The sequence below is a fragment of the Streptomyces sp. NPDC059989 genome, from assembly GCF_042736975.1.
Lineage (GTDB): Bacteria > Actinomycetota > Actinomycetes > Streptomycetales > Streptomycetaceae > Streptomyces.
This window is the reverse complement of record NZ_JBHWUO010000002.1, coordinates 52,605-76,571: the sequence shown is the minus strand read 5'-3', so window position 1 is coordinate 76,571 and position 23,967 is coordinate 52,605. Positions and strand designations below refer to the sequence as shown.

Genomic DNA, 23,967 nt, shown 5'->3' with positions numbered 1-23,967 from the left:
GGAGATCGAGCAGCCCATGCGCGGAAGCCACTAGCCGCCACCCGCTTCGGATGGCAGTCTCGTGTCCTCGTTTACGGCATCCTGTGGGGGGAAACGTGATGGAGCCGGGTACAGGCATGGGCCTGCGCGGACGCAGCGGCATCCTGTCCCTGGTCGACGCGTCCCTGAAGGAGTCCCCCGCGGCCGAGCGGCCCCTGACCATGCTGCTCGGGCCGCCGGGCAGCGGCGCCAGCGAGGCGCACAGCGCGCTCATGGAGCACTTCGGGCCCGACTACCCCTTCGCCTTCGTCAACTTCGCGGGAGCACAGTCACTCCTGCCCCGCTACGCCCTCGGTCTGCTCGCGCGCCAGCTCGAACGCAAGCTGCCCCGCTACGGCCGCTCCCACTTCCCGCTGCTCAGCCTCGGCCTCCTCGCCTCCGACCAGGAACTCAGGATGCGCAGCCTCGCCGAGGGCCGGCGCGCGGTGCAGCGGCAGCTCGACCGGTTCCAGGAGGAGAACGAGGCCCGGCACGGCGACTACCTGGCCGCCTTCTTCGAAGTCGGCATGGGCGCGGTGGGCATGCCCGAAGGCGCCTCCACCGCCGCCCTCGCCCTCTTCCAGGACGCCCTGCGCCGCAGCCGCCGCAGCATGCCGAACCTGCTGGGCGGCAGGTTCGGCAGCCGGCTCACCGCCGGCGCCCACTGGTACGGACGGCACCCCATGATCCGCAGCGGCGATCCCATGGAGGCCCTCGTCGAGCTCAACCTGTGGCGCCACGAGGGCGACGAGAACGAGCAGGAGCGCCTCGACCTGGTCCTCTTCTCGGCGTTCCTGGAAGACCTCAGGCGCAACACCGCCCGCAGCTTCATGCCCCGCTCCTACCTGCTGCTCCTCGACAACTCCCACACCGAGTACGGCCGCCGCTTCCTGGACCTGCTGGTGCGCGTCCGGCACGACAACACGGTCGTGGCCGGCCTCGACAGCGACCCGCTCACCATCGTGGCCAGCTCGAACCGCTGGCTGCCCCGCTGGGGCCCGGCCACCGGGGACTCCTGGCCCTGGCAGCTGCGCGGCCCCGACCGGGCCTCCCTCGCCGACTGGAACACCCACCGGCCGACCCGCGACAGCGAGGACACCTGGTGGTACCCGCTGCGCCTGCGCGACCTCAACCTGGACGAGGTGCGCATCCGCATAGAGCTCCAGCTCGGCGGCCACAGCGACCTGGCCCCGCTGACCCGCCTCACCCCCTTCGTGCACCGGCTGACCGGCGGACTGCCGCGCGCCGTCCACCAAGTGCTCGACGTATTACGCCAGTCCGGGCCGCCGCCGGACTCGGGCCCGCAGCAGGACCGCTGGCTGCGCACCCTCCCCGACCGGCCCCTGCGCAGCGGCGAGAGCACCGCTACGCTCGCCGACACCGCGCTGGGCCACCTCCTGCGCGACTTCGACGAGACCGAGCGCACCGCCCTCGCCGAATGCGCCGCCGCCCGGGACTTCTCCGTCGGCACCCGCCTCCTCAGCCCCGGCGACGCGCTGTTCGGCGAGATCCGCTCCCGCTGGCTGCTGTCCGGACCGCTCACCGTCGTCCCCGTACTCCATCCGTGGCTGCGGCGGCTGCTGCTGTGGCGGCTGGCCCGGCGCCCCGACGCGTGGGACGCCGCGCACGAACTCCTCGCCGAGTACTACCGGGGTGAGGGGAAACAGGTGCAGGAGATGTACCACCTGCTCGCCCTCGGGCGGACCGACGAGGTCACCGCCCATCTGACGCGGCGTTTCGGCGCCGTCCCGGCCATGCAGTGGATCGCCGAGTTCGACGCGATCACCGCCGCCCCCAACCGCCTCCCGACGGACCGCGGCCCGCTGGAACTCCTCGCCGGGCTCGTCCCGCGCCGACCCGACGGTGTGATGGACGTCGAGTCCGTGATCCACACGCTGGTGACCACCCGCTGGGTGTGGAGCGATCCGCTCGCCGACCCCGCCATGCGACTCAACGACATGATCGCCGACGGCTTCACCCAGCTGTCACAACTGCGGAGGAACGACATCGTGGCTCTGTTCAACGAGGCGGAACGGCACCGCCACTGGCGCGATCCCCAGACCGTCGGCGGGGAGGGCTGAGCCCGTGGTCAGAGTCGAATGGCCGCTGCACGTCGTGCGCCGCGTCGCCCTCGCGACCGCCGCCGCCGTCGTCCTGGCGGCAGCCGTCTGGCTGGGCGTCGGCTGGATCCAGGACCGTCAGTCCAGATGCGCCGACGGAGTGGTCGAACAGGGCCCGCGCGACGAGTGCGTCGGGGTCACCGACGGCTCCTATTCCTTCGCCCCGCACCTCGACGCCGTCCGGAAGAAGATCCTCGAGGAGAACGAGCGCGTCCTCGCCAACGCGGACAAGGAGCCCTACGTCAGCGTCGCGTACATGACCTCCTTCACCCTGACCGCCGAGGACAGCAACTCGGCCGAAGGCATCCGGCACGAACTCCAGGGTGCCTACCTGGCCCAGTACCGGCACAATCGCGGCGACCTCTCCGCCACGCCCAAGATCCGCCTGCTGATCGCCAACGCGGGCAGCAGATCGGCGCACTGGCAGCACACCGTGGACGAGCTGATCGCCCGCAAGGACTCCCCGGACCGGCTGGTCGCGGTGACCGGCCTCGGGCCCAGTACGGACGAGAACCTCGCGGCCATAAAGCGGCTGTCCGAGAACGGCATCGCCATGGTCGGCGCCACGATGACCGCCACGAACATCCAGGGCATCAACGGTTTCGTACGGGTCGCCCCCACCAACGTCGACGAGGCGTACGCGGCCGCCGGCTACCTCAAACGGCGGGGCGTCGGCACCGCCGTCGTCATCCAGGACGTGGCCCAGGGAAACCTGTACGCCTCCACCCTCGGCACGGCCTTCACGGAGGCCTTCCAGGAGGGCGAGAAGCACAAGCTGGTCGCGGAACGGATGACCTACGACTCCTCCGTCAGCAGCGCCTGGCAGAACGAACTGCGCTACATGCCGGGACAGTTGTGTCTGCAGCGCCCTCAGCTCGTCTACTTCGCGGGCCGCGGCCGCCACCTCACCCACTTCCTCGACGCCCTGTCCAACCGCAGTTGCCCGGAGCAGAAGTTCACCGTCTTCGCCGGGGACGACACCACCAACCTGACCGCCGAGCAGCTGGCCCACGCCGCCGAGACGGGGATCGAGGTCCTCTACACCGGCCTCTCGCACCCGGACATGTACCGTGCGTCGCCGCAGTCGGTGTCCGCCCCGTCGGCGCGGAACTTCCAGCAGGGCGGGCTGCTCGACCAGTGGTTCCCGCACGATCCGCGCGACGACGGCGGGGCCCTGATGGGCCACGACGCCGTCCTCACCGCGGCCCACGGCATCCAGATGGCCGCCCGCTGGCAGGGCCAGGTCGTCGGTGACGCCGTGGCGCGGATGTTCCACCAGATGGACGGCAGTCAGCAGGTCGCCGGAGCCAGCGGTTTCATCTCCTTCCAGAACAACGGCAATCCCCGCAACAAGGCGGTTCCGATCCTTCGGCTCAATGCCAAGGGCATCGCGGAGTTCGTCGAAGTGTCCGCGGCGGACGGCAAGCCGCCGGAGGCGCAGTGACCTAGTGCTGTGGCCGGACGCCGCCGGCCGGAGGCCCGCCGTGCTCCGGCCCGCGGCGCCGGCGGCGCGTCAGGCGGTCGGCGGCTGCCGCGCGGCGCCGAGGAGGACGGCGACCAGCCGTTCGGTGGTCCCCTTCGCCTCCTCGCTCCCTCCGGGCACGCGCGTCATCAGCAGGTGGTGGACGGTGCCGACGAGCGCGAGCGCGATCGTCGCGGCGTCCGCGCCCTGCGCGATCCGGCCGTCGCGCTGCTCCGCCCGGAGGTACGCGGCGAACGAGTCCTGGATCGCGTCGAACGCCGGCGCGCCCGACCGAAGGCCCTCCCGGGCGTGGAGGGCGGCGGCGGGGCGGGTCATCGCCAGGCCCACGACCGCCGGGGGCAGGGAGTCCAGCAGTGCGAGGGCGACCTCTTGGAGGTTGCCCGCGACGCTGCCCTGCCCCACCCGCGCGCCCAGCCCCTCGGCCTGGCGGGCGCTGCGCGCGAACCGGTCCAGGACCAGTTCGGCGACGAACTCGTCCAGCCCCGCGAAATGCGTGTGCAGGACCCCCTTCCCGCAGTCCGCCTCCGCGGTGACGGCGCGGCTCGTCAAGGCCGCCGCCCCGTCGCGGGCCACCACCCGTTCCGCCGCCGCGAACAGCCGCTCGCGCAGGTCTGGAATCGCCACTCCACGAGGTGACACAACGGCCCCTTCCGCCAAGCCCATTGCAAGTATGGGCGTTCGCCCATACTGTTTGGGCACTTGCCCATACTAGGGCCGGGGGCGCTCGACGTCCCCGGCGGGGACGGATGTGCCGCATGGACCAGCTGGTCAACAACGCCCAGGCGCAGGCATGGAACGGCTACGAGGGCGCCCAGTGGGCCCGCAGCCAGGAACGCTGGGACGCCGTCAACGACGGCTTCAACCAGCCACTGCTCGACGCCGCCGACCCGCGCGGGCCCGCCCGCGTACTCGACATCGGCTGCGGAGCCGGGAGCACGACCCGGCTCGCGGCCCGGCGGGCCGACCGGGGCCGGGCCGTAGGGGTGGACCTCTCCGGGCCCCTGCTCGAACGGGCCCGCCTGAGCGCCGAGCGCGAGGGCGTGACCCGTGCGACCTTCGTCCAGGCCGACGCGCAGGTCCACCCGTTCGAACCCGGATCCTTCGATGCGGTCATCAGCCGCTACGGCATGACCTTCTTCACCGACCCCGCCGCGGCCTTCGCCAACATCGGCCGGGCCCTGCGCCCCGGCGGCCGCCTCGCCTTCATCTGCGCGGCCGAGCCCGGAGCCAACGAATGGCTCAGGGCCATGGCCTCACTGGACGGCATCCTGCCGCTCGACGGCTTCGGCGAGCCCGGTTCCCCGGGCATGTTCTCCCTCACCGACCCCGACCACACCCGCGCCCTCCTGGCCGCCGCCGGATTCGAGAACGCACGCGCACAGCGGGTGGAAGCCGCCGGGAACTGGGGGAGGGACGCCGAGGACGCGGCGGCCTTCCTGCTCGACTCCGGCCCCGGCCGCCACCTGCTGGGCCGCGTCGGGCCCGCTGCGCAGCAGGAGGCCCGCCGTACGCTGATCGAGGCGCTGCGCCCGTACGAGAACGACGGCGCGGTGCGGCTGCGCAGCAGCTCCTGGCTGGTCACCGCAGTCCGCGGCGCCGCCTGCGAGCCTCCGACCGGCAGAATGCAGTCATGAACGACCGTCAAGACGACGCTCCCGCCGCGGCCCGGGCGACGGACTGGATCAACCCGCCCCTCACCACGCCCATCACCGCAGCTCTGTTGCACGGCGCCCTGGATCTGGAGCGCACCGCGCACGGGGTGCTGCCGCACCGCCTGCCCGCCCGGGCGCGCGCACAGTGCTCCGACGGGCAGTTGGCCATGGCGGAGGCCCAGCCCTCCGGCGTACGGCTGGCGTTCCGTACGCGCGCCACCACCGTCGAACTGGACGCCCTGCGCACCAAGATGGCCTACCAGGGCGCCCCGCCCCGCCCCGACGGCGTGTACGACCTGCTCGTCGACGGCCGGTTGACCGGACAAGGCGGGGTGACCGGCGGCAACGTCCTCATGGTGGACATGACCACCGGCTCGGCGGAAACCCGGCCCGGCCCCGTCGGCACCGTACGCTTCTCCGGCCTCCCCGACCGCGTCAAGGACGTCGAGATCTGGCTGCCGCACAACGAGATCACCCAACTGGTCGCCCTGCGCACCGACGCCCCCGTCGAACCCCTTCCCGACGGGGGCCGCAGGAAGTGGCTCCACCACGGCAGTTCCATCAGCCACGGCTCCGACGCCGCGAGCCCCAGCACCACCTGGCCCGCGCTGGCCGCCGCGGCCGGCGGCGTGGAACTGACCAACCTGGGCCTGAGCGGCAGCGCCCTGCTCGACCCGTTCACCGCCCGCGCCCTGCGCGACAGGCCGGCGGACCTGATCAGCGTCAAGATCGGCATCAACCTCGTCAACACCGACCTGATGCGGCTGCGCGCCTTCGGCCCCGCGGTACACGGCTTCCTGGACACCGTCCGCGAAGGCCACCCCACCACTCCGCTCCTGGTCGTCTCGCCCATCCTCTGCCCCATCCACGAGGACACCCCGGGCCCCAGCGCCCCGGACTTCTCCGGTCTCGCAGAGGGAAGGCTCCGGTTCCTGGCCGCGGGCGACCCGGCGGAACGGGCCGCCGGGAAGCTGACCCTCAACGTCATCCGGGAGGAACTGGCCCGCATCGTGCGGCAGCGCTCGGCCGACGACCCGAACCTGCACCACCTCGACGGCAGGGACCTCTACGGCGAGGCGGACCACGCCGAACTCCCCCTGCCCGACGGGCTCCACCCCGACGCCGCCACGCACCGCCTGATCGGGGAACGCTTCGCCACCCTGGCCCTCGGCCCCGGCGGCCCGTTCGCGGCCGACACCGCCTGAAACCACGGCCGACGAGCGGGTCGTTGTCCGCGGACAACGTGATTGTCCATCGGCGCGAGTTCGCTGACCTGCGGGTCCGCAGAGTTGCACAGCGGACAATCGACGTCCGGGACATCGTCTGTTGCCTGAGAGCGCATCCACACGCATCCAACAGAGGGATGGGACATGGATCCACTGAACGGGCAGCCGGCAGACACCTCGTCCGGCATCATCCTCCCCAGCCGTCGCGGCTTCCTCGGGCGGGCGGCGGGCCTGACCGCCGGCGTCCTCGGCGTCGCGGCGGTCGGGGCCGGGACAGCGGCACTGGCCGGTGCCGCGCCGGCGGCGGCCGCCGAGAAGGGCACCCGGGGAGCCCAGGCCGTGCAGGACAATTGGCGTTTCTGCCAGAAGTGCTACTGCATGTTCTGGTACGGCTATCCGACCGACGGCGTCTGTGCCGCCTTCGGCAGCCACAGCATGCAGGGGTACAACTTCGTCCTGCCGTACAACGTCGCCGAGACGCCCACCGCCCAGCGGAACTGGCGCTTCTGTGACAAGTGCTTCTCGATGTTCTGGTACGGCTACCCGACGAACGGGATCTGCCCGACCGGCGGAGGCCACAGGATGCAGGGCTACGACTTCGTCCTGCCGCACGACATCCCCCCGACCCCCACCCGCCAGCGGGACTGGCGCTTCTGCCAGAAGTGCTACTCGATCTTCTGGTACGGCTACCCCACCAACGGGGTGTGTCCGGGGGGCGGCGGCCACAGCATGCAGGGCTACGACTTCGTCCTGACGCACTACTAGTGACTCAGGAGATCCCGTACCACTGGCTGGCCCAGCCCGTGTTGATGGTGCTGGTGGACTGGTCGGCGAGGTTCACGGTGGCCGGCAGCGCGGTCTGACCGGTCAGGAGGGTGCTGTAGCGGAGCTTCGGCGGCGTCAGACCGGCATTGACCGAGATCCCGGCCCCCGTGGACTTCAGCGTGAGGGCGTTCGTGGCCCAATTGCCGTTGAGGAGGAGGGCGATGAAGTAGGTCCCGGGGGCGGCGGTGAACGGCTTGCCGAGCGGTAGCGGCTTGGCGATGGCGTCGGTCATCAGCTGGGGCGAGATGTCCGCCGTGGCCGCGACCAGCGTGCCGTTGGCGTCGTACACGCCGAGGTAGCAGTTGGCGAGCTGGGCGTTCGGGTCGATGCCGGCCAGGCCCAGCCAGATGTTCGACCAGGTGATCTGCTCGCGCAGGACGATCCGTACCAGGGTGACCCGCCCCCCGACCCCGGCGACGGACTGGGCGGTGACGTGGCCCGCGTCATTGGGGTCGCCGGTCCACGCCAGCAGGTTCTGGTCCTGCGGCCGGGGCCCCTCGTACCCGGAACCACTGCCCTGCGCCGGCGCGGACGGAGCCACGGAGCTCGCGGCCGCCCGCGGGCTCCCGCTCGGTGCGGTGCAACCGGCCAGGACGAACAGTGCCGCGAGCGCGGCTACGAGGCCGGTCGTGGCAGTGGTGGTGCGGGTGCGCATGGTCCCCCCATGAGGTGCTGATGTGCTGAGGGGCCATGGTCACATGTGCCGCTGCCGTGTTCCGACACCGAGTACCCGCTGGTGGAGGAGGCCCGCGCGCCCGCCGCTACGGTCAGGCGCCGACGTAGTCCGCGAGGTGCTCCCCGGTGAGGGTGGAGCGGGCGGCGACGAGGTCGGCCGGAGTGCCCTCGAAGACGATCCGGCCGCCGTCGTGGCCCGCGCCCGGGCCGAGGTCGATGATCCAGTCGGCGTGCGCCATCACCGCCGGGTGGTGCTCGATGACGATGACCGACTTGCCGGAGTCGACGAGCCGGTCGAGCAGGCCGAGCAACTGCTCGACGTCGGCGAGGTGGAGGCCCGTGGTCGGCTCGTCGAGGACGTAGACCCCGCCCTTCTCGGCCATGTGGGTGGCCAGCTTGAGCCGCTGCCGCTCGCCGCCGGACAGCGTGGTGAGCGGCTGGCCGAGGGTGAGGTAGCCGAGCCCGACGTCGGCGAGCCGGCCCAGGATGCGGTGCGCGGCCGGAGTGCGCGCCTCGCCGTCGCCGAAGAACTCCTCGGCCTCGGCCACCGACATCGCGAGCACCTCGCTGATGTCGCGGCCGCCGAGGTGGTACTCCAGCACCGACGCCTCGAACCGCTTCCCCTCGCACTCCTCGCACGTGGTGGCGACGCCCGCCATCATCGCCAGGTCCGTGTAGATGACGCCGGCGCCGTTGCAGGTGGGGCAGGCGCCCTCGGAGTTGGCGCTGAACAGCGCCGGCTTCACGCCGTTGGCCTTGGCGAACGCCTTGCGGATCGGGTCGAGCAGTCCGGTGTACGTCGCCGGGTTGCTCCGCCTGGAGCCGCGGATCGGGCTCTGGTCGACCGAGACCACACCCTGGTCGGAAGGGATCGACCCGTGGACGAGCGAGCTCTTGCCGGAGCCCGCGACGCCCGTGACGACGGTCAGCACCCCGAGCGGGATGTCGACGTCGACGTCGCGCAGGTTGTGCGCGCTCGCGCCGCGGATCTCCAGCGTGCCGGAGGCGGTCCGCACCTTCTCCCTGAGGGCGGCCCGGTCCCCGAGGTGGCGGCCGGTGATGGTGTCGCCGGAGCGCAGCCCCTCGACGGTGCCCTCGAAGCAGACGGTGCCGCCCGCCGTACCGGCGCCGGGGCCCAGGTCGACCACGTGGTCGGCGATCGCGATCGTCTGCGGCTTGTGCTCCACGACGAGCACCGTGTTGCCCTTGTCCCGCAGCCGCAGCAGCAGCTCGTTCATCCGCTGGATGTCATGGGGGTGCAGGCCCGTGGTGGGCTCGTCGAAGACGTACGTGGTGTCGGTCAGCGCCGAGCCGAGGTGGCGGATCATCTTGACGCGCTGGGCCTCGCCGCCCGACAGGGTGCCCGCCGGCCGCTCCAGCGACAGGTAGCCCAGCCCGATCTCCACGAAGGAGTCGAGGGTGTGCCGCAGCGTGGCGAGCAGCGGCGCCACCGACGGCTCGTCCAGGCCGCGGACCCACTCGGCCAGGTCGCTGATCTGCATCGCGCAGGCGTCGGCGATGCTGATGTCCTTGATCTTCGACGACCGGGCGCCCTCGCTGAGCCGGGTGCCGTCGCAGTCGGGGCAGGTGGTGAAGGTGACCGCCCGGTCCACGAACTCCCGGATGTGCGGCTGCATGCCCTCCCGGTCCTTGGCGAGCATCGACTTGCGGATCCGGGGCACCAGGCCCTCGTAGGTCATGTTGATGCCGGCGATCTTCATCCGCGTCGGCTCGCGGTGGAGGAAGTCCTGCAGCTCCTTCTTGGTGAACTTGCGGATCGGCTTGTCGGGGTCGAAGAAGCCGGACTCGCTGTACAGCCGGTAGTTCCAGCCGCCCGCCTTGTAGCCGGGGATGGTCATCGCGCCCTCGTTGAGGGACTTGGAGTCGTCGTAGAGCTGGGCGGGATCCAGATCGGTGACCGCGCCCCGGCCCTCGCAGCGCGGACACATGCCGCCCGTGATGCTGAAGCTGCGGCGCTCCTTCACGGTCTGGCCGGCGCGTTCCACGGTGACCGCGCCCGCGCCGCTGATCGAGGCGACGTTGAAGGAGAACGCCTTGGGGGAGCCGATGTGCGGCTTCCCGAGGCGGCTGAAGAGGATGCGCAGCATCGCGTTGGCGTCGGTGGCGGTGCCGACCGTGGAGCGGGGGTCGGCGCCCATCCGCTGCTGGTCCACGATGATCGCCGTCGTCAGCCCTTCGAGCACGTCGACCTCGGGCCGCGCCAGCGTCGGCATGAAGCCCTGGACGAAGGCGCTGTACGTTTCGTTGATCAGCCGCTGCGACTCGGCGGCGATCGTGTCGAACACCAGGGAGCTCTTGCCCGAGCCGGAGACGCCGGTGAAGACCGTCAGCCGGCGCTTCGGGATCTCGATGCTGACGTCCTTGAGGTTGTTCACGCGGGCGCCGTGGACGCGGATCAGGTCGTGGCTGTCGGCGTCGTGCCGCGCTGCAGGCGACTGGGTGTCCGTCCTCGTGGCCCTGGCCATCATGTCTCCCTCTCGTCGCGCGGGTCCGCTCTCGCGGCCTCCGCCTCCGTCTCGTCGCCTGGCTTGATCTAACCAGCTATGAGTCGAACGGGCGCGCGTGTTCGGCGACCTCGTGCAAGGGGTGCGGCTCCGCTGTGTGCCCGAAGCGCATCATGGTCCTGTGAACGTGACTCCGACCGCCGGTGGCGGAGCAGGCGTCCCGGGGCGGCTCGACGTCGCACCCACCCCTCGGACCGCCGTCGTGTGGCTGCCTCCGGCCGGGCTGTGGCCTGCCATCCAGGGCATCCGGGCGGAGCACGACCCCCAGATCCGCCGCTGGCCACCCCATGTGAACCTGGTCTTCGGCTTCGTTCCGGAGGACGACTTCGCGCGGGCGGCCCCGCTGCTGGCCGCCGCGGCCGCCGGAATCGAGCCCTTCGGCATCCGCCTCAGCGGAGTGCACAGCTTCCGGCACCGCGCGTACGCCACCGTGTGGCTGGATCCGGCCGCGGCCGGCCCCGCCCCCTGGACGGCGCTCCAGGCCGCCATGGCCGAACCGTTCCCGGGCTGTCGCAGCCGGTTCCCGGGCTTCACACCGCACCTGTCACTGGGGCGCACCCGCGATCCGCGGCGGCTGGCCGCCGAGTGCGCAGCCCGCCTGGGCAGTACGTCGGCACAGGTCCACGAGGTCGTGCTGCTCTCCCGCCGCGGTGAGGAGCCGATGGAACCCCGCGTCACGGTCACCCTGGGAACGGGCGAACTGCGGTGGCGCCGCGACTCCGACACCTCACCGGCGTACCCGCCGTACGGAGCGGGGCCGTAGGGCCGGCCCTCCCGCCCGGGCTCGTCCTTTAGGGTGACCCACCGGATGGTCCGCGCACCGCGGGTCGGCAAGGGGCATGGGGGCGGGGGGCGTTGGTGGAGTCATTGCGGCACGGTGACCCTGCGGAGATCGGCGGGTACCGCCTGCTGGCCCGGCTCGGCGAAGGCGGAATGGGCGAGGTGTTCCTGGCCCGGACGGCATCCGGCCGGCCGCTGGCCCTCAAGACCGTGCACCGGGACCTCAGCCTGGAGCCCGACTTCGCCGAACGGTTCGCCCGGGAGATACGCACCAACGACCGCGTGCGCAGCCCCTGGACGGTCTCGGTGGTGGACTTCAGCCCGCCGGGGGAGCTGCCGCAGTGGCTGGCGACGGAGTACATCGCCGCGCCGTCGCTGGGCGACTGGGTGCGCCGGTACGGGCCGCTGTCGGCGCCGGCCGTGTGGTGCCTGGCCCGGGAGCTGTCGGCCGCGCTGGTCACCGTACGGGCGGCGGGGGTGGTCCACCGCGACATCAAGCCGGCGAACGTGCTGCTCGGTCCGGAGCGGCCCTTCCTCATCGACTTCGGCATCGCCCGCGCCGTGCGCGACCCGCGCCACACCCGGACGGGCGCCGTCATCGGCACGCCCGGCTACCTCGCGCCGGAGCAGGCGACCGGCACCGTGGCCTCGGCGCCGGCGGACGTGTTCTCCCTCGCCGCGGTCCTCGTGTACGCGGCCACCGGCCACGGCCCCTTCCTGGGCGGCGGTGAGGAGCTGGATCTGCCGGCCCTCCTGTACCGGATCGTGCACGACGAGCCGGTACTCGACGGCGTACCGGAACCGCTGCTCCCGCTGGTGCGGGAGTGCCTGGCCAAGGACCCGGACCGGCGCCCGACCGCCGAGGAGGTGCTGGCGCGGCTCGGCGCCGCGGAGGAGGAGGAATGGAGCGGGTCGGTTCCGCCGGCCCTGGCGGCGGACGTCGGCCGCCGGGAGGCCGAACTCCGGCGGCTCTTGGCCGTACCCCAGCCGCCCCTCCACGCCCCTGGGGTGGCTGCCACCTCGCCGGACGCCGCACCGCGGGTGCCGTTGCCGCCGCTGCCCGCTCCCATGGCACCGGCGTTCCCGCCCGCGACTCCCGCCACTCCGCCGGCCTCCTCCGTTTCCACCGGGAGCGGGGTCCGGTGGCCTGCCCGTCGGCCCCTGGCGATGGGCGCGGCCGCCGGTGCCGCCGTCCTGGTGGCCGTCACGCTCGCGATCCGGTTTTCCGGAGGCGGCGACGGTGACCGGGCCGCGCCGCCGGCCACCGTCGCCGCCTCCACGCCGCGGCCGTCCGCCCCGTCGACCTCCGCGGCGTCGCTGCCGGAGGCGTGGGTCGGTACGTGGTCCGGCCTCGGGCCCGGGACGCCCGACGCGGACGGCATCACCCGGGCGAGGACCGGCGAGTTCGCCGTCACCGTCACCCTGCACGCCGGGGTGGTGGGGGAGCTCGTGGGCCGGCAGGCCAGCGACCTCAAGGAGGTCTCCACCGGGCGCAACCTGGGGTGCACGGAAGCGCTCGAACTGCGGCAGGCCGGCCCCGACCGGATGGTCTTCGCGGCAGTGACCAGCCACCCGACCGACCGCTCGGCCACCTTCGACTGCCCCCAGGGCAACCTCTACGTGCTGACCATGGCGGAAGCGGACCGGCTGACGCTGGAGTCGGAGGGGGCCCAGTCGGCCGGCGCTCCCGCAGCTCTCACCCGCAACCGCTGAACGCCGAACCTGCGGCCCCGCCCGCCGGTTTCCCGGGTCTGTCGGGTCATACGGTGTGCACCGCGCTGCCCGTCACGCCGCGCTGCCCGTCACGCCGCGCTGCCCGTCACGCCGCGCTGCCCGTCAGGCCGCACGCACCGGCGCGCGGTCCGCGGTACCCGACCATGATCCGGGGGCGGTGGCCGATTCGACCGCCGCCCGCAGCAGCAGCCCGTACCCGGTGGGACGGGCACCTGCCGCCGCATCGGGATGCAGGATGCTCAGCGCGCCCACCACGGCCGGTTCCGCGCCGGGAGCGGCGCAGGCCCCCGGCAGGCGGCGCAGCGGCACGGCCACCAGCGACCAGCCGGGCAGCGGAGAGCAGGTGCGGGCCATGCCGTCGCGCCGGACGCGGCGGAGGTCCTCCCGGAGCTGCGCGTCGTCGGGACACAGATGGGCCAGCATGGCCAGGCCGGCCGCGTCCGCACCGAGCGGGGCCTGGCGCAGGATGCCGATCGAGTCCGGGGCGGACGCCAGCTCGCGCCGGACCCGGGGAGTGTGGGCCCCGATGGCCGCTGCGCACAGGCGCTCGCCGCTCAACGGGGCGTAGGTGTGCAGGAGTACGGGATGCCCGGTGCGCTCGTGGAGCTCGTTCAGCAGCGCCTCCAGCAGCGGCGAGCGGGGCAGGGCCGTGCCCGGATGCCGCAGCGGCGGGGAGGCCGGGCCCGAGGGGGCCGCGGGGGTGTGCGACAGGAGCTCGTACTGGCCGTGGCAGGGGCGGCGGCACAGGTCGGCGTCGACCAGCTGGGAAAGGCGCCGGTGCGCTTCGGACTTGCTCAGCCCCGTCTGGTGGATGATCTCCCGGAACCGGTGCGGGCCGGGGCCGAGCCGGCGGACGGCCTGGAGGAACGCGTAGGCCTGGGAGCCGTTCCGCTCGGGCGCGGGCTGCACGGGGTTGGCGGGTGTGATCACGCTTCCTCCTGGAGCGTCCGGTTCTGCCCCCGGAACACCGCGGGGGCATGTCCGTTCGCCTGGCCATCGTCCGATCCGGTCGCCTGTCCACGGTCCGACTTCTCCCCCGTGGAAGCCGGAACCGTGGCGGCGCACGCGGCCGGGTCCGCTCCTGCCTCGCAGTGGCGAAGGCAGTGGCGGCTCGGCGGCACAGCAGGATCTTGCTCCAGCCATGCCTTCTATGTCAACAATAGTTAGCACGATGCGCTTTGAGGTGGCGTCAGAAGGGCAGGGTCCGTTCGCGGTCCGACCGACTCCGTACCGCCCGTACGGATCTTGGTCCTGTTTGCCCTTGCCCGACCCATGTCGGGCTGGGAGAGTCTTCCCTGAGAGATTGACCAAGAGGGGGAGTTGACGCCACCCTGCTCGCATCCAGCGGCAGCGGCGGGCCATGGCGGGAAGGTATCGATGAGCGGGGCAGCCGGGGATGAGTACGGGCAGCGGATCGCGGCACGGCTGAACTTCCTGTTCGATCGGATCTACCGCAGGGGCGGGAGCCCGCAGACCGGCGAAGAGGTCAGTGCGGCCACCGGTGTGCCCCTGGACCATCTGGCCCGGCTCCGGTCCGGCGAGCCGGCCGAGGACGGTCCGGCCGACGCCGAGCTCTTCCGCGCCCGCCTGGAGCACCTCTTCGATACGCGTACCACCGCAGCCGGGGACCCCTTCAAGAGGGACGACGTGGCCAAGGCGTGCGACAAGAGCCGTGTGTGGCTGTACAACGTGACCTCGGGGAAGAGCAAGCCGAGCTGGGAGTCGACCGTCCAGCTCGCAGCCGTGTTCGGCGTCGAGACCTCCTACTTCGCGGACACCCCGCTCCAGGCCCTCGCGAGGCACTTCGGGGTCGAGGCCGGAGCCGAGTTCTTCCTCGCGCCCGACGACTCCGAGGTCGTACGGGACACGAGGGCCCACGTCGAGCTGCTGGCGATGCTGCGCGAGGCCGGGGGCATCCCGGCCCTGCTGGGCCGGATGGCGGGCCCGCTGCCGGTGGGGCGGGACGGGGACCGGGCGGGCGGCGGCTGAGGCGGATCCCGCGGGGGCACCCGTGGGGCCCGGGGGAGCGCGGAGCGGGCCCCGCCGGTCAGTCCATGTGGCGGTCGGCCGAGCAGGCCCACCACTCGCCGAGCGCGAGCAGGTTGTCCGTCCCCGTGGCCTCGTAGAGCCGGTTCAGCAGGGTGGTGACCGTGCGTTCGCTGATTTCGAGCCGGCGTGCGACCTCGGCCCGTCCCTTGCCGGCCCGCAGCATCCGGTAGAGCGCGCGCGTCTGCGGCGTGGTCACCGCCCCACCCGTCGGTTCGGGGCCCCTGCCGCCCTTCCACGGTTCGGACCTGGCCCAGAGCTGTTCGTACACCGCGACCATGATCGAGACCACTACCGGGTGGGTGATGCAGTAGGCCGAAGTCGTCGTCCCCTCGGGGTCTTTGGGGTCGGACACGATGACCGTCCTGCCGTCGACGATGATCATGCGGACGAAGTCGGGGACGCGCGTGCGCACCTTCGCGCCCGCGGCCGACATGGTGCTCACCCACTTGCTCTCCGCCTCGCGCTGACGGGCGGAGCTGGGGTAGATCGTACGGAACCGCTTTCCCTGCCGGACGAGTTCCAGCTCCCGGGCGAGGGACTTCTCCAGGCTCCACGCGGGGCGGTCCTTGGGGTGCGCCGACCAGACGCTGGACTCGGTGCCCGAGATGAGCGTGGTCAGCATCCGGTTGGCGTCATCGAGCGAGGCCAGTCGCTCGATGCCTTCCAAGGGGGCCGGCGCAAGCCCTTTCGGCAGGGCGGCGAACAGGTCCGGGACCCCCGACAGGCGCCCCAGGTGGTGGCGTATGGCGCCGAGTTCCCGGATGGTGGCGTTCCGTTCGGCCTGCTGGACATCGGTGGGCTCGAACCGGCCCGGAACGTACAGACTGGGAGTCACCAGCCCGAGCGCCAGCAGCTCCTCCAGGGCCGGACGGTCGTCCGGACAGGCCCCGGCTCCGTTCGTGATCCGCGCGTATACGTCCTGGGCGGCGCTGGAGAGGGGCACCAGGGGCAGATCGTTTTCGCCTGCTTCGTACATGCCCGAACCCCCCTGAGAGCTTCCACTTGAGGAAGTGCGCCGATGGGAAGCCCCGAATTCCTTGATCTTCCCAGGGTGGACCGTACAGGCTGACATGGGTGACCCTCCAGGTACGGACCAGCCTCTTGACGGCGCAAAAGCGGCGCTGAGCTGGGGATCTGTCCGCAGCCGGCCCGACCGCCCGCGCCGCGGCCGGAGCCCGCCGGGAGGACACGTACGACACGGGTACCCCGACGAGAGAATCGAGAAATCATGCGCAGCACCCGCAGGCTGTCACGAACCGTCGCAGGGATCGCCCTTGCCGGTGGTGTCCTCCTCTCCGTGGCCGCCATGGGCGGCACGGCGGCCGCGGACACCCGGTGGGACTCGGCCCCCGCGGACGCGCGAGGGGACTCGACCCCGGCGGACACCCGGTGGGACTCCGCTCCGGCCACCCTTGCACCGCTCGACACGCGCTGGGACTAACCTCAGGCGGTGGGCGGCCCGCACCGGCCGCCCACCGGGCCTCCGCCGAGCGCCCGAGCGAGCACCATGAGCGCGAGACGCATGACGAGCACCACGAGCACCACGAGCACCACGAGCACTGCAGAGTACGTACGCACGATGTCGGAGGGACGAGTCGTGGGGGGCAGCATCCGGGCGTCGCTCGGCCTCGCAGCACAGACGCTTCGTGAGCAGCGGACGCTGCGCAAGGAGCGGCGGGACTTCCGTACCCGGCTCGGTCTTCCGGCGCATCCGACCCAGCACGAGGTGGTCGAAGCGGTCGGCCGCAGCCGGGGCCTGCCCATCCGCATCCTGTACCTGCCGCTGCGCCGGCCCCTCACCGGGGGACTCCTCCACACGCCCGACGAGCTGATCCTCCTCGTCGACAGGGACTCTCCCAAGACGCTCCAGGCCATCGTCATCGGCCACGAACTCGCGCACATCTACCTCGGCCACGAGCCGGAGGAGCACGGGCACGACCTCATGAACGACGAGATCCTCGGGCTCCTCGCGCCCGCCCTGAATCCGGCCGTGAGCCGGATGATGCTGGGCCGGACCTACTTCGACGTCCCCGGCCCCGGCCTCACCCACGCGCACGCGCACTCGCACTCGCACGGAGACGCCGGCACCGACGCGGAATCCGAGGCCGGTACGCACGCCGCCCACGGCGGTCCGTCAGCGGAGCGCCAGGCCGAGACCCTGGGGCGGCTCATGGTCTCCATGATCGTCAATGCCGACGAGCCCGCCCATTCCGCACAGGTCAACTCCGCACTCCGCCACAGGGGGACCGGTGTCTGAGGACGCTGCCGACATCGTCTACCTCGTCGTCGTGGCCATCGCCACCTGCACCACGACGGCCAAGATCCTCGCCTGGCGCCGGGAACGCTCCGGCGCCCTGCGGCTGATCGCCACCTGCTCGGCCGTGGGCGTGGGCGCCTTCCTCTTCGCCACACCCGTCGCGTACCGGGCCGTGGCCGGCGCCACCGGATCCGCGAACCTCGCCGAACTGCTCGTCTTCTTCTGCATCCTGAGCTTCTTCGCCCACACCCACGTCATGGCGATGATGTGGCAGCCGGAGCGGATGCCCCCGTTCGCCGGGGTCAGCGCCCTCACCGTGCGCCTGTCGGTGTACGTCCTGCTGGGCCTCGTGATGCTGGGCGGCTTCCTGCTGTCCGACACCGGGGACACCCCCCACCCCATGGACTTCAACATCGCGTACGGCCAGGACCCCGGCGCGCTCGTCATGCTCGCCGCCTTCCAGTCCGGCCTCGCCTACGCCTCGCTGGCCACCGCGATCCGCTTCCGCCGCAGCGCCCTGCTCTCCGCACAGCGGGACCCGCGGCTGAGCCGTGCCCTGCACCACATCAGCATCGCCACCTGGTTCATCGCCGGGTACGTCGTCTGCGTCGCACCGGCCACGCTCGCCGGCGCCCTCGGCTCGCACGCCCTCGACCCGCTGCACAGCCTCGGCCCCGTCTCGGGCACCATCGGCGCGTTCGTCATCAACTACGGATTCTCCGGCGCCGCCGTCGCCGCCTGGCGGGCGGACCGGCGCGACTACATCGCTCTCGGGCCCCTCTGGGAGCTGACCCGCCGGGCCGATCCGCGCATGGCCCTCACCGAACCCAACCGGCTCACCGAGCTGGGCTTCTTCGACGTACGGGACTGGCACCTGCTGACCCGGATCGCCGACATCCTCACCGTGGTCCAGAGCCTGGGCCCCTACTACGACGCGGCGCCGGCCGCCAGGATCCGGAAAGTGGCGGGCTCCCTGCGCTGGACGGAGGCGGAGGAGCGGGCGGCGGCCGCGGCGGCGACCCTCCTCGATGCCATCGCCCGCAAGAACGCCGGCGTCGATCCCCCCGCCGCGCCCGCCCCGCTGCCCGGTGGCGGCCTGAGTGCCGCCGAGGAGCGCGCCCACCTGGTCAAGGTCGCCGGCCGCCTCCGCCACCCGGCCGTACGGGCGGCCGCGGGTGTACCCGTACGAGCCTGACGGGAACGCTCTCGGCAGACGACGGCCCGGTGGACGGCCCGGTGGACGTCTCAGTGGACGACGGAGAAGCTGCGCCACGGCAGGCTGCCGGGCGCGGTCACGTTCGAGGTGGCGGTCGGGATGTAGATCCCGTCGGCCTCCTCGGTCTTCTGGCACTTCGGGGTCCGGTACACGATCACGTCGACCAGGGTGTTGTTCTCCACGTGCGCCGCGCCATGCGGGAGGCCGATCTTGTGGCAGCCCTGGACGGGCGTGTTCGAATACGTGACCTCGACCGGGGAGTCGTGGGCGCGGAAGCTGAGAGTGCCCACGGTGGTCTTGCCGGCTGAGCAGGCCGTGGCCGTGAGCAGCAGTGCCGCCCCGGTGATGATGCCGATATGCCGGAGGTGGGACATGGCTCGGTCCTCGTCTGTGCGGTGATGGCTTGCCCGTGATCGCAGCCTGGACCGTCACGCGCCGGGAGGCATCCGCTGCGCACCCGGTGGGATGACGGCCGAAGGAGGGAGCACACCCCGCGGCACCGGGCGCTCGACGACCGCACCCGTACCTCCGCAGTCCCGGAATCCCCCACTGACCTGCCCTTTTAGGGAGCGGGGAAAGGGCCTGGCCCCCTAGGGGGCGACGGGCAGCCGGCGCTTGTGCTCGGTGAGGCGGTAGCGGCGGACGATCGTTTCGAAGGCCCGCCCGTCCACCGGCTTGCCCTCCAGGAAGTCGTCGATGTCGTCGTACGTGACCCCGAGCGCGTCCTCGTCGGCCTTGCCGGGGTCGAGGGTCTCCAGGTCGGCCGTCGGGGTCTTCCACACCAGCTCGGCGGGGGCTCCCAGCGCGTCCGCGACGGCGCGCACCCGGCGCTTGGTCAGGCCGGTCAGCGGGACCAGGTCGGCGGCGCCGTCGCCGAACTTGGTGAAGAAGCCGGAGACCGCCTCGGCGGCGTGGTCGGTGCCGACGACCAGGCCGTCGTGCGCGCCGGCCACCGCGTACTGGGCGATCATGCGCTGCCGGGCCTTGATGTTGCCGTGCACGAAGTCCTCGTGGTGGTCGTCGCGGAAGCTCACCCCGGCGGCCCGCGCGGCGTCGAGCGCGGCGTCGCTCGCGGGCTTGATGTCCACGGTCAGGACGTGGTCGGCCCGGATGAAGGAGAGCGCGAGCTGGGCGTCGTGCTCGTCGGCCTGGACCCCGTAGGGCAGCCGCATCGCGTAGAACCGCGCCTCGTGCCCGGCGGCCCGGGCCCGCTCGACGGCGAGCTGGCACAGCCGGCCGGTGGTGGTGGAGTCGACGCCGCCGCTGATGCCGAGTACGAGGGAGCGCAGACCGGTGGCGGTCAGCCGCTCGGCGAGGAAGGCCACCCGGCGCTCGATCTCCCGCTCGGCCTCGAAGGTCTCGGCGACCTCCAGCTCCCGGGCGATCTCCTGCTGCAGGGCGATGGACGCCGACTCGCTCACGTCTGCTCCTTGGTTCCGGTTTCACGATGTGCTGTGGGGCCCACCCTACCCAGAGCGTGTCCGGCGGATCCCGGGCGGACGGCCCTGTGGTGCGGGTCGGGCCCGTCGGTAAATGCCTCGACATCGGTCGCGGTGATCGGGGACGCTTCGCGCGATGACCAGAATCGACGACACGCCGCCCGCGTGGGACGAGCGCACCCAGCTCACCACGTTCCTCGACTACACACGTGACACCGCCCGCGCCAAGTGCGAGGGCGTCTCCGCGGAGAACGCCCGCAAGGCGCTCCTGCCGGGCTCACCGCTGATGACCATGAGCGGAGTGATCAACCACCTCCGCTGGGTCGAGTACTACTGGTTCCAGGTGGTCTTCCTCGGCGAGGAGGACCGGGGCCCCTGGACCGAGGAGGACCCCGACCGCGAGATGCGCATCGCCGTCGACTTCCCGCTCACGCAGCTGCTCGACGAATACGCCGACCAGAGCGCCCGCTACCGCGAACTGGTCGCCGGGAACGGCCTGGACGAGCAGGCCCGGCGGGCCGTCCGCAAGGGCCTCCACGTCGACCTGCGCTGGATCCTCCTCCACCTCACCGAGGAGACGGCCCGCCACAACGGCCACCTGGACATCCTGCGCGAGCTGCTCGACGGCACGACGGGCGGCTAAACCCTGGCGTCACACGATCCGTCGGGCAGGCCCTAGCGGCCGAACACCCCGCCCGGAGCGGTCGGCGACACGATGACGCGGTGCGGCTCGCCCGTGACCCGCATGCTGAAGCCCAGCAGCCACTCCTGGGCCGCGTCCGCCGCGCTCCGCCCGTCCTCGTACTCGTAGACGCGGGACACGAGCAGCGCGGCGGTCAGGGTGTCGTCCGGCACGCCGCCCTTGCGCCAGGCGACGGCAGCGGCGGTGTACGCGGGTGTTCGCGGGTACTCGATGGTGAGCCGGTCGAGGATCTTCTGGATCTCGGACCGCGCCTCCTGGTAGGTGAACCCTCCTCTCCCGTACGTCGATTCGCCGTAGCCCGGCGCGTCGGGTCGAGCCGGGTGGAGCCTGATCTGCAGCCAGTTCCAGGGCATGGGTGCAGCGTAGGGCTCCTACGCCGGGAGATCCGGCGAGTCGCCGAAAGTAGCCCCGGGGGAGGCCCACGCACACCCGCTCGCGTGCCGCGATCCCCTCTTCGGAGACTTCCGCAGCACGTTCTCGCACCTAGGGTGGACGGATGAACGAGATAGAGATCGTGGCGGACCAGGGCGAGTGGCGGGGCGGGTTCGAGGAGCGGGTGCTGGCCGGGTACCGGGCAGCGGGGTGTTCGGAGCCGCTGGCCCAGGCCCTGCTGGAACGGGCGGTGAAGGGGATCGACGGCTGGACGGTGGCCACGGACGGCACCGGATGGATCGCGGTCGGGGTGACCGAGGACAACGGGGCGACCGTGGGCCGGATCCACGACCTGACGGTGCCGCAGGGGCGCGAGTGGGCCGAGCGGTGGTGCGCCGAGCACGGCGCGCAGCGGGTGGACGTCCGGCTCACCGGCGGAGCGGGAGCGTTCGCCGACTACCCCGTACGGGGCCAGAACCGGATGCGTGCCGTGGCCGAGCGGCCGGAGCTGCCCACGGGCCTGACGGTCCGCCCGCTCACCGAGGAGGAGTACCCGGGCTGGTACGCCGGTGAGGAGGCCGCGTACATCGCGGACATCGTCCGGGCCGGAGCCCTGACCCCGGAGCAGGCCAAGGAGAAGTCCGACCAGGATTTCGCCCGCTACCTCCCGCAGGGATACCTGACCCCGGGTCACGCCTTCTACGCGATGGGGGCCGACGGCCAGGTGATCGGCACCGGCTGGGTGAACCACGGCTTCCTGCCGGGCGTGACCTTCGGCTTCTCGCTGGAGGTGTACGAGGAGCACCGCGGCAAGGGCTACGGCCGGGCCGCGATGGCCGTCGGCGAGTGGGCCACCCGCCAGGGCGGCGACGAGGCGATGATGTTCAACGTCTTCGGCGGCAACGAGGTCGCGATGAGCCTCTACGACAGCACCGGCTTCGTCGTGCTGGACGAGTTCCGGTCGATCGACCTCTAGTTGAGGGTAGAGGTCCGGGGAGACGCCTGTTGCGGACAGATCGCCGAACGCGCCGACACGGGCGGCGACTTCGGTCGGGCGACGGCGGCCACCGGGAGTGAGAGCGTCGCTTAGCATGCCAACTACCCTGCTGACGAGGAGACCGCAGTGCCGGAGTCATCGGTTTCGCGACGTTCGATCAAGAAGTGCGAGCAGGCCTGGCTCCAGGGTGTCGCGCTTCTCGGACGAGGAGACCAGGCGGCGGCCGCGGACGCCTTCCAGGCAGCCGCCACCCACAACCCCTTGGCGGCCGACGCCTGGCTGGGCCTCCACGCCACCGGCCGCCGCCAGGGCGAGGCGATCGACGCCATGACCTGGCAGCAGGGGTCCTTCGGCGCGATGCGCGAGAAGCTCCAGACGCGCCTGGTGTCGCAGTTCCAGATCGGGGGATACGTTCGCTTCCGGCTGGAATCGAGGCGCGATCTGTGGCTCGCGGGGGCGACGAAGCTGCTGGACGAGGGCCGGCTCGAAGAGGCGTGGAGCATGCTGTCCTCCGCGATGCTCGACTGCGACGAGACCCGGTTCGTCTGTACGCGCTACGCCTTCCTGAAGAAGGACTGGGCGCTCGTCCTGAGGTTCGCCGAGGGCATCGGCGACCCCTTCCTGCGCGATGAGTCACAGCTCTACGTCGCTTCCGCGCTGGTCCTGCAGGAGGTCTTCCACGAGGCCCTCAACGTCCTGAAGCCGTTGCCGCACGCGCTGGCGAGCGAGACCGGCTTTCTCGGTGAGGTCGCCTACCTCCGCGGATGCGCCCACGAGGGACTCGGCCGGCCCGTGGAAGGGCTGCAGCACTTCCAGACCGCCTTCCGGTACAGCCCGGGGCTCGCCGATGTGGCCGAACGGGCCAAGGCCGCGACACCGGCCCCCGCACCCGCCGTCGTCCCCGTCCAGGCGGTGTCCGACTCCCAGACCCGCCCCGCCCCGTCGGACGCCGCGGGAGCCGGGTCCGCGCTGAGCGAGGAATCCCGGGGGGCGCTGCTGGAGGAGGCGTTGGCCGAGCTGGACGCCATGGTGGGCCTGGCACCGGTCAAGCGCCAGGTGCGCACGATGTCGGCGCAGTTGAGGATGGCGGCCGTCCGCCGCAGTCAGGGACTGGCCGCGGCCTCCGCACCCCAGCACTTCGTCTTCGCCGGGCCGCCGGGAACCGGCAAGACGACCGTCGCCAGGATCGTCGGCAAGATCTTCGCCGGACTCGGGCTGCTGGAACGCGGACACGTCGTCGAAGCCCAGCGCGTCGACCTGGTGGGCCAGCACCTCGGCGAAACCGCGATCAAGACCAGCAAGGTCATTGACGACGCCCTCGACGGGGTCCTCTTCATCGACGAGGCGTACGCGCTGTCCAACACCGGCTACTCGGGGGGCGATGCCTTCGGCAAGGAGGCCCTGCAAGTGCTGCTCAAGCGGGCCGAGGACGACCGGCACCGCCTGGTCGTGGTTCTCGCCGGGTACCCCGAGGAAATCGCCGACCTGCTGTCGAGCAACCCGGGCCTCACCTCCCGGTTCAACACCCGGGTCGACTTCCCCGCGTACTCCCCGGACGAGCTCGCGCTCATCGCCCGGTCCTTCCTCGGGGCGCAGGGGGACGTCCTCACCGACGAGGCGGCGGTCGCCCTGCGGACCTCGTGCGAACTGGCCGTCAGCAGCGGGCTGATCGACCGGCTCGGCAACGGCCGCTTCGCGCGCGAGCTCTCCCGGAAGGTGGCTGCCGTGCGGGACCTGCGTGTCTACGACCTCCACGGCAGCTCCGGGGTGCCGTCGCAGGACGAGATCACCACACTCCATGTGGGTGACGTCATGGACGCCTACCAGGAGCTCACGGAGGGCCTTACACCGACGGCTTGAGGGGCGTCAGACCTCCTCGGTGGTTGCCCCGCCGTC

The 23,967-nt window shown here is 72.0% G+C and carries 23 protein-coding genes; 14 read left to right on the top strand and 9 right to left on the bottom strand.

Annotated elements, in window-relative coordinates; all coding sequences use genetic code 11:
- The first annotated feature begins 98 nt into the window (after positions 1-98).
- Together ACFWBN_RS02170 and ACFWBN_RS02165 are read left to right on the top strand one after the other, a co-directional pair.
- A complete protein-coding gene (locus ACFWBN_RS02170) occupies positions 99-2,099 on the top strand; it encodes a hypothetical protein (RefSeq protein ID WP_385169132.1) in 2,001 nt (666 codons plus the stop codon).
- 4 nt (positions 2,100-2,103) lie between these two features.
- Positions 2,104-3,582: a branched-chain amino acid ABC transporter substrate-binding protein gene (locus ACFWBN_RS02165; protein WP_385169129.1), complete on the top strand. Its 1,479-nt coding sequence runs from the start codon at positions 2,104-2,106 to the stop codon at positions 3,580-3,582.
- Positions 3,583-3,651: 69 nt separating this feature from the next.
- Here the strand turns inward: ACFWBN_RS02165 and ACFWBN_RS02160 are convergent, their stop codons facing one another.
- Positions 3,652-4,260, bottom strand: coding sequence for a TetR family transcriptional regulator (locus ACFWBN_RS02160; protein ID WP_385169126.1), 609 nt, complete (start codon positions 4,258-4,260; stop codon positions 3,652-3,654).
- Between the two features lie 116 nt (positions 4,261-4,376).
- Between ACFWBN_RS02160 and ACFWBN_RS02155 the strand changes: the two genes are divergently transcribed.
- The 3 genes from ACFWBN_RS02155 (at position 4,377) to ACFWBN_RS02145 (ending at position 7,264) form a co-directional block, all read left to right on the top strand.
- The gene (locus tag ACFWBN_RS02155; protein ID WP_385169124.1) at positions 4,377-5,255 is read left to right on the top strand and encodes a class I SAM-dependent methyltransferase; all 879 of its coding nucleotides are present in this window, start codon (positions 4,377-4,379) and stop codon (positions 5,253-5,255) included.
- Positions 5,252-6,478, top strand: coding sequence for a GDSL-type esterase/lipase family protein (locus tag ACFWBN_RS02150; RefSeq protein ID WP_385169121.1), 1,227 nt, complete (start codon positions 5,252-5,254; stop codon positions 6,476-6,478). The genes ACFWBN_RS02155 and ACFWBN_RS02150 overlap by 4 nt, the downstream gene beginning before the upstream one ends.
- Positions 6,479-6,643: 165 nt before the next feature.
- Positions 6,644-7,264: a hypothetical protein gene (locus ACFWBN_RS02145; protein WP_385169118.1), complete on the top strand. Its 621-nt coding sequence runs from the start codon at positions 6,644-6,646 to the stop codon at positions 7,262-7,264.
- A gap of 4 nt (positions 7,265-7,268) precedes the next feature.
- Here the strand turns inward: ACFWBN_RS02145 and ACFWBN_RS02140 are convergent, their stop codons facing one another.
- Both ACFWBN_RS02140 and ACFWBN_RS02135 read right to left on the bottom strand, forming a co-directional pair.
- Positions 7,269-7,979: a hypothetical protein gene (locus tag ACFWBN_RS02140; protein ID WP_385169115.1), complete on the bottom strand. Its 711-nt coding sequence runs from the start codon at positions 7,977-7,979 to the stop codon at positions 7,269-7,271.
- A 112-nt stretch (positions 7,980-8,091) separates the two neighbouring features.
- Positions 8,092-10,485 carry an ATP-binding cassette domain-containing protein gene (locus tag ACFWBN_RS02135; protein WP_385169701.1) on the bottom strand — a complete coding sequence of 798 codons (2,394 nt, stop codon included), beginning with the start codon at positions 10,483-10,485 and terminating at the stop codon, positions 8,092-8,094.
- A 160-nt stretch (positions 10,486-10,645) separates the two neighbouring features.
- Between ACFWBN_RS02135 and ACFWBN_RS02130 the strand changes: the two genes are divergently transcribed.
- Complete coding sequence (locus ACFWBN_RS02130) at positions 10,646-11,287, top strand: 2'-5' RNA ligase family protein (protein WP_385169113.1); 642 nt, start codon at positions 10,646-10,648, stop codon at positions 11,285-11,287.
- Positions 11,288-11,382: 95 nt separating this feature from the next.
- Positions 11,383-13,017, top strand: a complete 1,635-nt coding sequence (locus ACFWBN_RS02125; RefSeq protein ID WP_385169110.1) for a serine/threonine-protein kinase — start codon at positions 11,383-11,385, stop codon at positions 13,015-13,017.
- A gap of 123 nt (positions 13,018-13,140) precedes the next feature.
- On the opposite strand, the gene ACFWBN_RS02120 is transcribed toward ACFWBN_RS02125, so the two are convergent.
- Positions 13,141-13,968, bottom strand: a complete 828-nt coding sequence (locus ACFWBN_RS02120; RefSeq protein WP_385169107.1) for a helix-turn-helix domain-containing protein — start codon at positions 13,966-13,968, stop codon at positions 13,141-13,143.
- A gap of 447 nt (positions 13,969-14,415) precedes the next feature.
- Here ACFWBN_RS02120 and ACFWBN_RS02115 point away from each other — a divergent pair, with 447 nt between their 5' ends.
- Positions 14,416-15,027, top strand: coding sequence for a hypothetical protein (locus ACFWBN_RS02115; RefSeq protein ID WP_385169103.1), 612 nt, complete (start codon positions 14,416-14,418; stop codon positions 15,025-15,027).
- A gap of 58 nt (positions 15,028-15,085) precedes the next feature.
- On the opposite strand, the gene ACFWBN_RS02110 is transcribed toward ACFWBN_RS02115, so the two are convergent.
- Complete coding sequence (locus ACFWBN_RS02110; protein ID WP_385169101.1) at positions 15,086-16,063, bottom strand: hypothetical protein; 978 nt, start codon at positions 16,061-16,063, stop codon at positions 15,086-15,088.
- 252 nt (positions 16,064-16,315) lie between these two features.
- Between ACFWBN_RS02110 and ACFWBN_RS02105 the strand changes: the two genes are divergently transcribed.
- Entirely contained in the window at positions 16,316-16,528 is a 213-nt protein-coding gene (locus tag ACFWBN_RS02105; RefSeq protein ID WP_385169098.1) for a hypothetical protein, read from the top strand.
- Between the two features lie 2 nt (positions 16,529-16,530).
- On the opposite strand, the gene ACFWBN_RS02100 is transcribed toward ACFWBN_RS02105, so the two are convergent.
- Positions 16,531-16,665, bottom strand: coding sequence for a hypothetical protein (locus tag ACFWBN_RS02100; protein WP_385169095.1), 135 nt, complete (start codon positions 16,663-16,665; stop codon positions 16,531-16,533).
- A gap of 19 nt (positions 16,666-16,684) precedes the next feature.
- Between ACFWBN_RS02100 and ACFWBN_RS02095 the strand changes: the two genes are divergently transcribed.
- On the top strand, positions 16,685-17,344 hold the full coding sequence (locus ACFWBN_RS02095) for a hypothetical protein (protein WP_385169092.1): 660 nt from the start codon (positions 16,685-16,687) through the stop codon (positions 17,342-17,344).
- Positions 17,337-18,539: a DUF6545 domain-containing protein gene (locus tag ACFWBN_RS02090; protein WP_385169089.1), complete on the top strand. Its 1,203-nt coding sequence runs from the start codon at positions 17,337-17,339 to the stop codon at positions 18,537-18,539. The genes ACFWBN_RS02095 and ACFWBN_RS02090 overlap by 8 nt, the downstream gene beginning before the upstream one ends.
- Before the next feature lie 50 nt (positions 18,540-18,589).
- Here the strand turns inward: ACFWBN_RS02090 and ACFWBN_RS02085 are convergent, their stop codons facing one another.
- The gene (locus ACFWBN_RS02085) at positions 18,590-18,934 is read right to left on the bottom strand and encodes a hypothetical protein (RefSeq protein ID WP_385169086.1); all 345 of its coding nucleotides are present in this window, start codon (positions 18,932-18,934) and stop codon (positions 18,590-18,592) included.
- A gap of 216 nt (positions 18,935-19,150) precedes the next feature.
- Complete coding sequence (gene nadE / locus ACFWBN_RS02080) at positions 19,151-19,981, bottom strand: ammonia-dependent NAD(+) synthetase (protein WP_385169084.1); 831 nt, start codon at positions 19,979-19,981, stop codon at positions 19,151-19,153.
- Between the two features lie 154 nt (positions 19,982-20,135).
- On the opposite strand from nadE, the gene ACFWBN_RS02075 reads away from it, so the two are divergent.
- Positions 20,136-20,642 carry a DinB family protein gene (locus ACFWBN_RS02075; RefSeq protein ID WP_385169081.1) on the top strand — a complete coding sequence of 169 codons (507 nt, stop codon included), beginning with the start codon at positions 20,136-20,138 and terminating at the stop codon, positions 20,640-20,642.
- 32 nt (positions 20,643-20,674) lie between these two features.
- Here ACFWBN_RS02075 and ACFWBN_RS02070 read toward each other — a convergent pair whose 3' ends face one another.
- Positions 20,675-21,055 carry a hypothetical protein gene (locus ACFWBN_RS02070; protein ID WP_385169078.1) on the bottom strand — a complete coding sequence of 127 codons (381 nt, stop codon included), beginning with the start codon at positions 21,053-21,055 and terminating at the stop codon, positions 20,675-20,677.
- 143 nt (positions 21,056-21,198) lie between these two features.
- On the opposite strand from ACFWBN_RS02070, the gene ACFWBN_RS02065 reads away from it, so the two are divergent.
- Positions 21,199-22,050: a GNAT family N-acetyltransferase gene (locus ACFWBN_RS02065; RefSeq protein WP_385169075.1), complete on the top strand. Its 852-nt coding sequence runs from the start codon at positions 21,199-21,201 to the stop codon at positions 22,048-22,050.
- A gap of 147 nt (positions 22,051-22,197) precedes the next feature.
- A complete protein-coding gene (locus ACFWBN_RS02060; RefSeq protein WP_385169072.1) occupies positions 22,198-23,931 on the top strand; it encodes an AAA family ATPase in 1,734 nt (577 codons plus the stop codon).
- Positions 23,932-23,967: the final 36 nt, after the last annotated feature.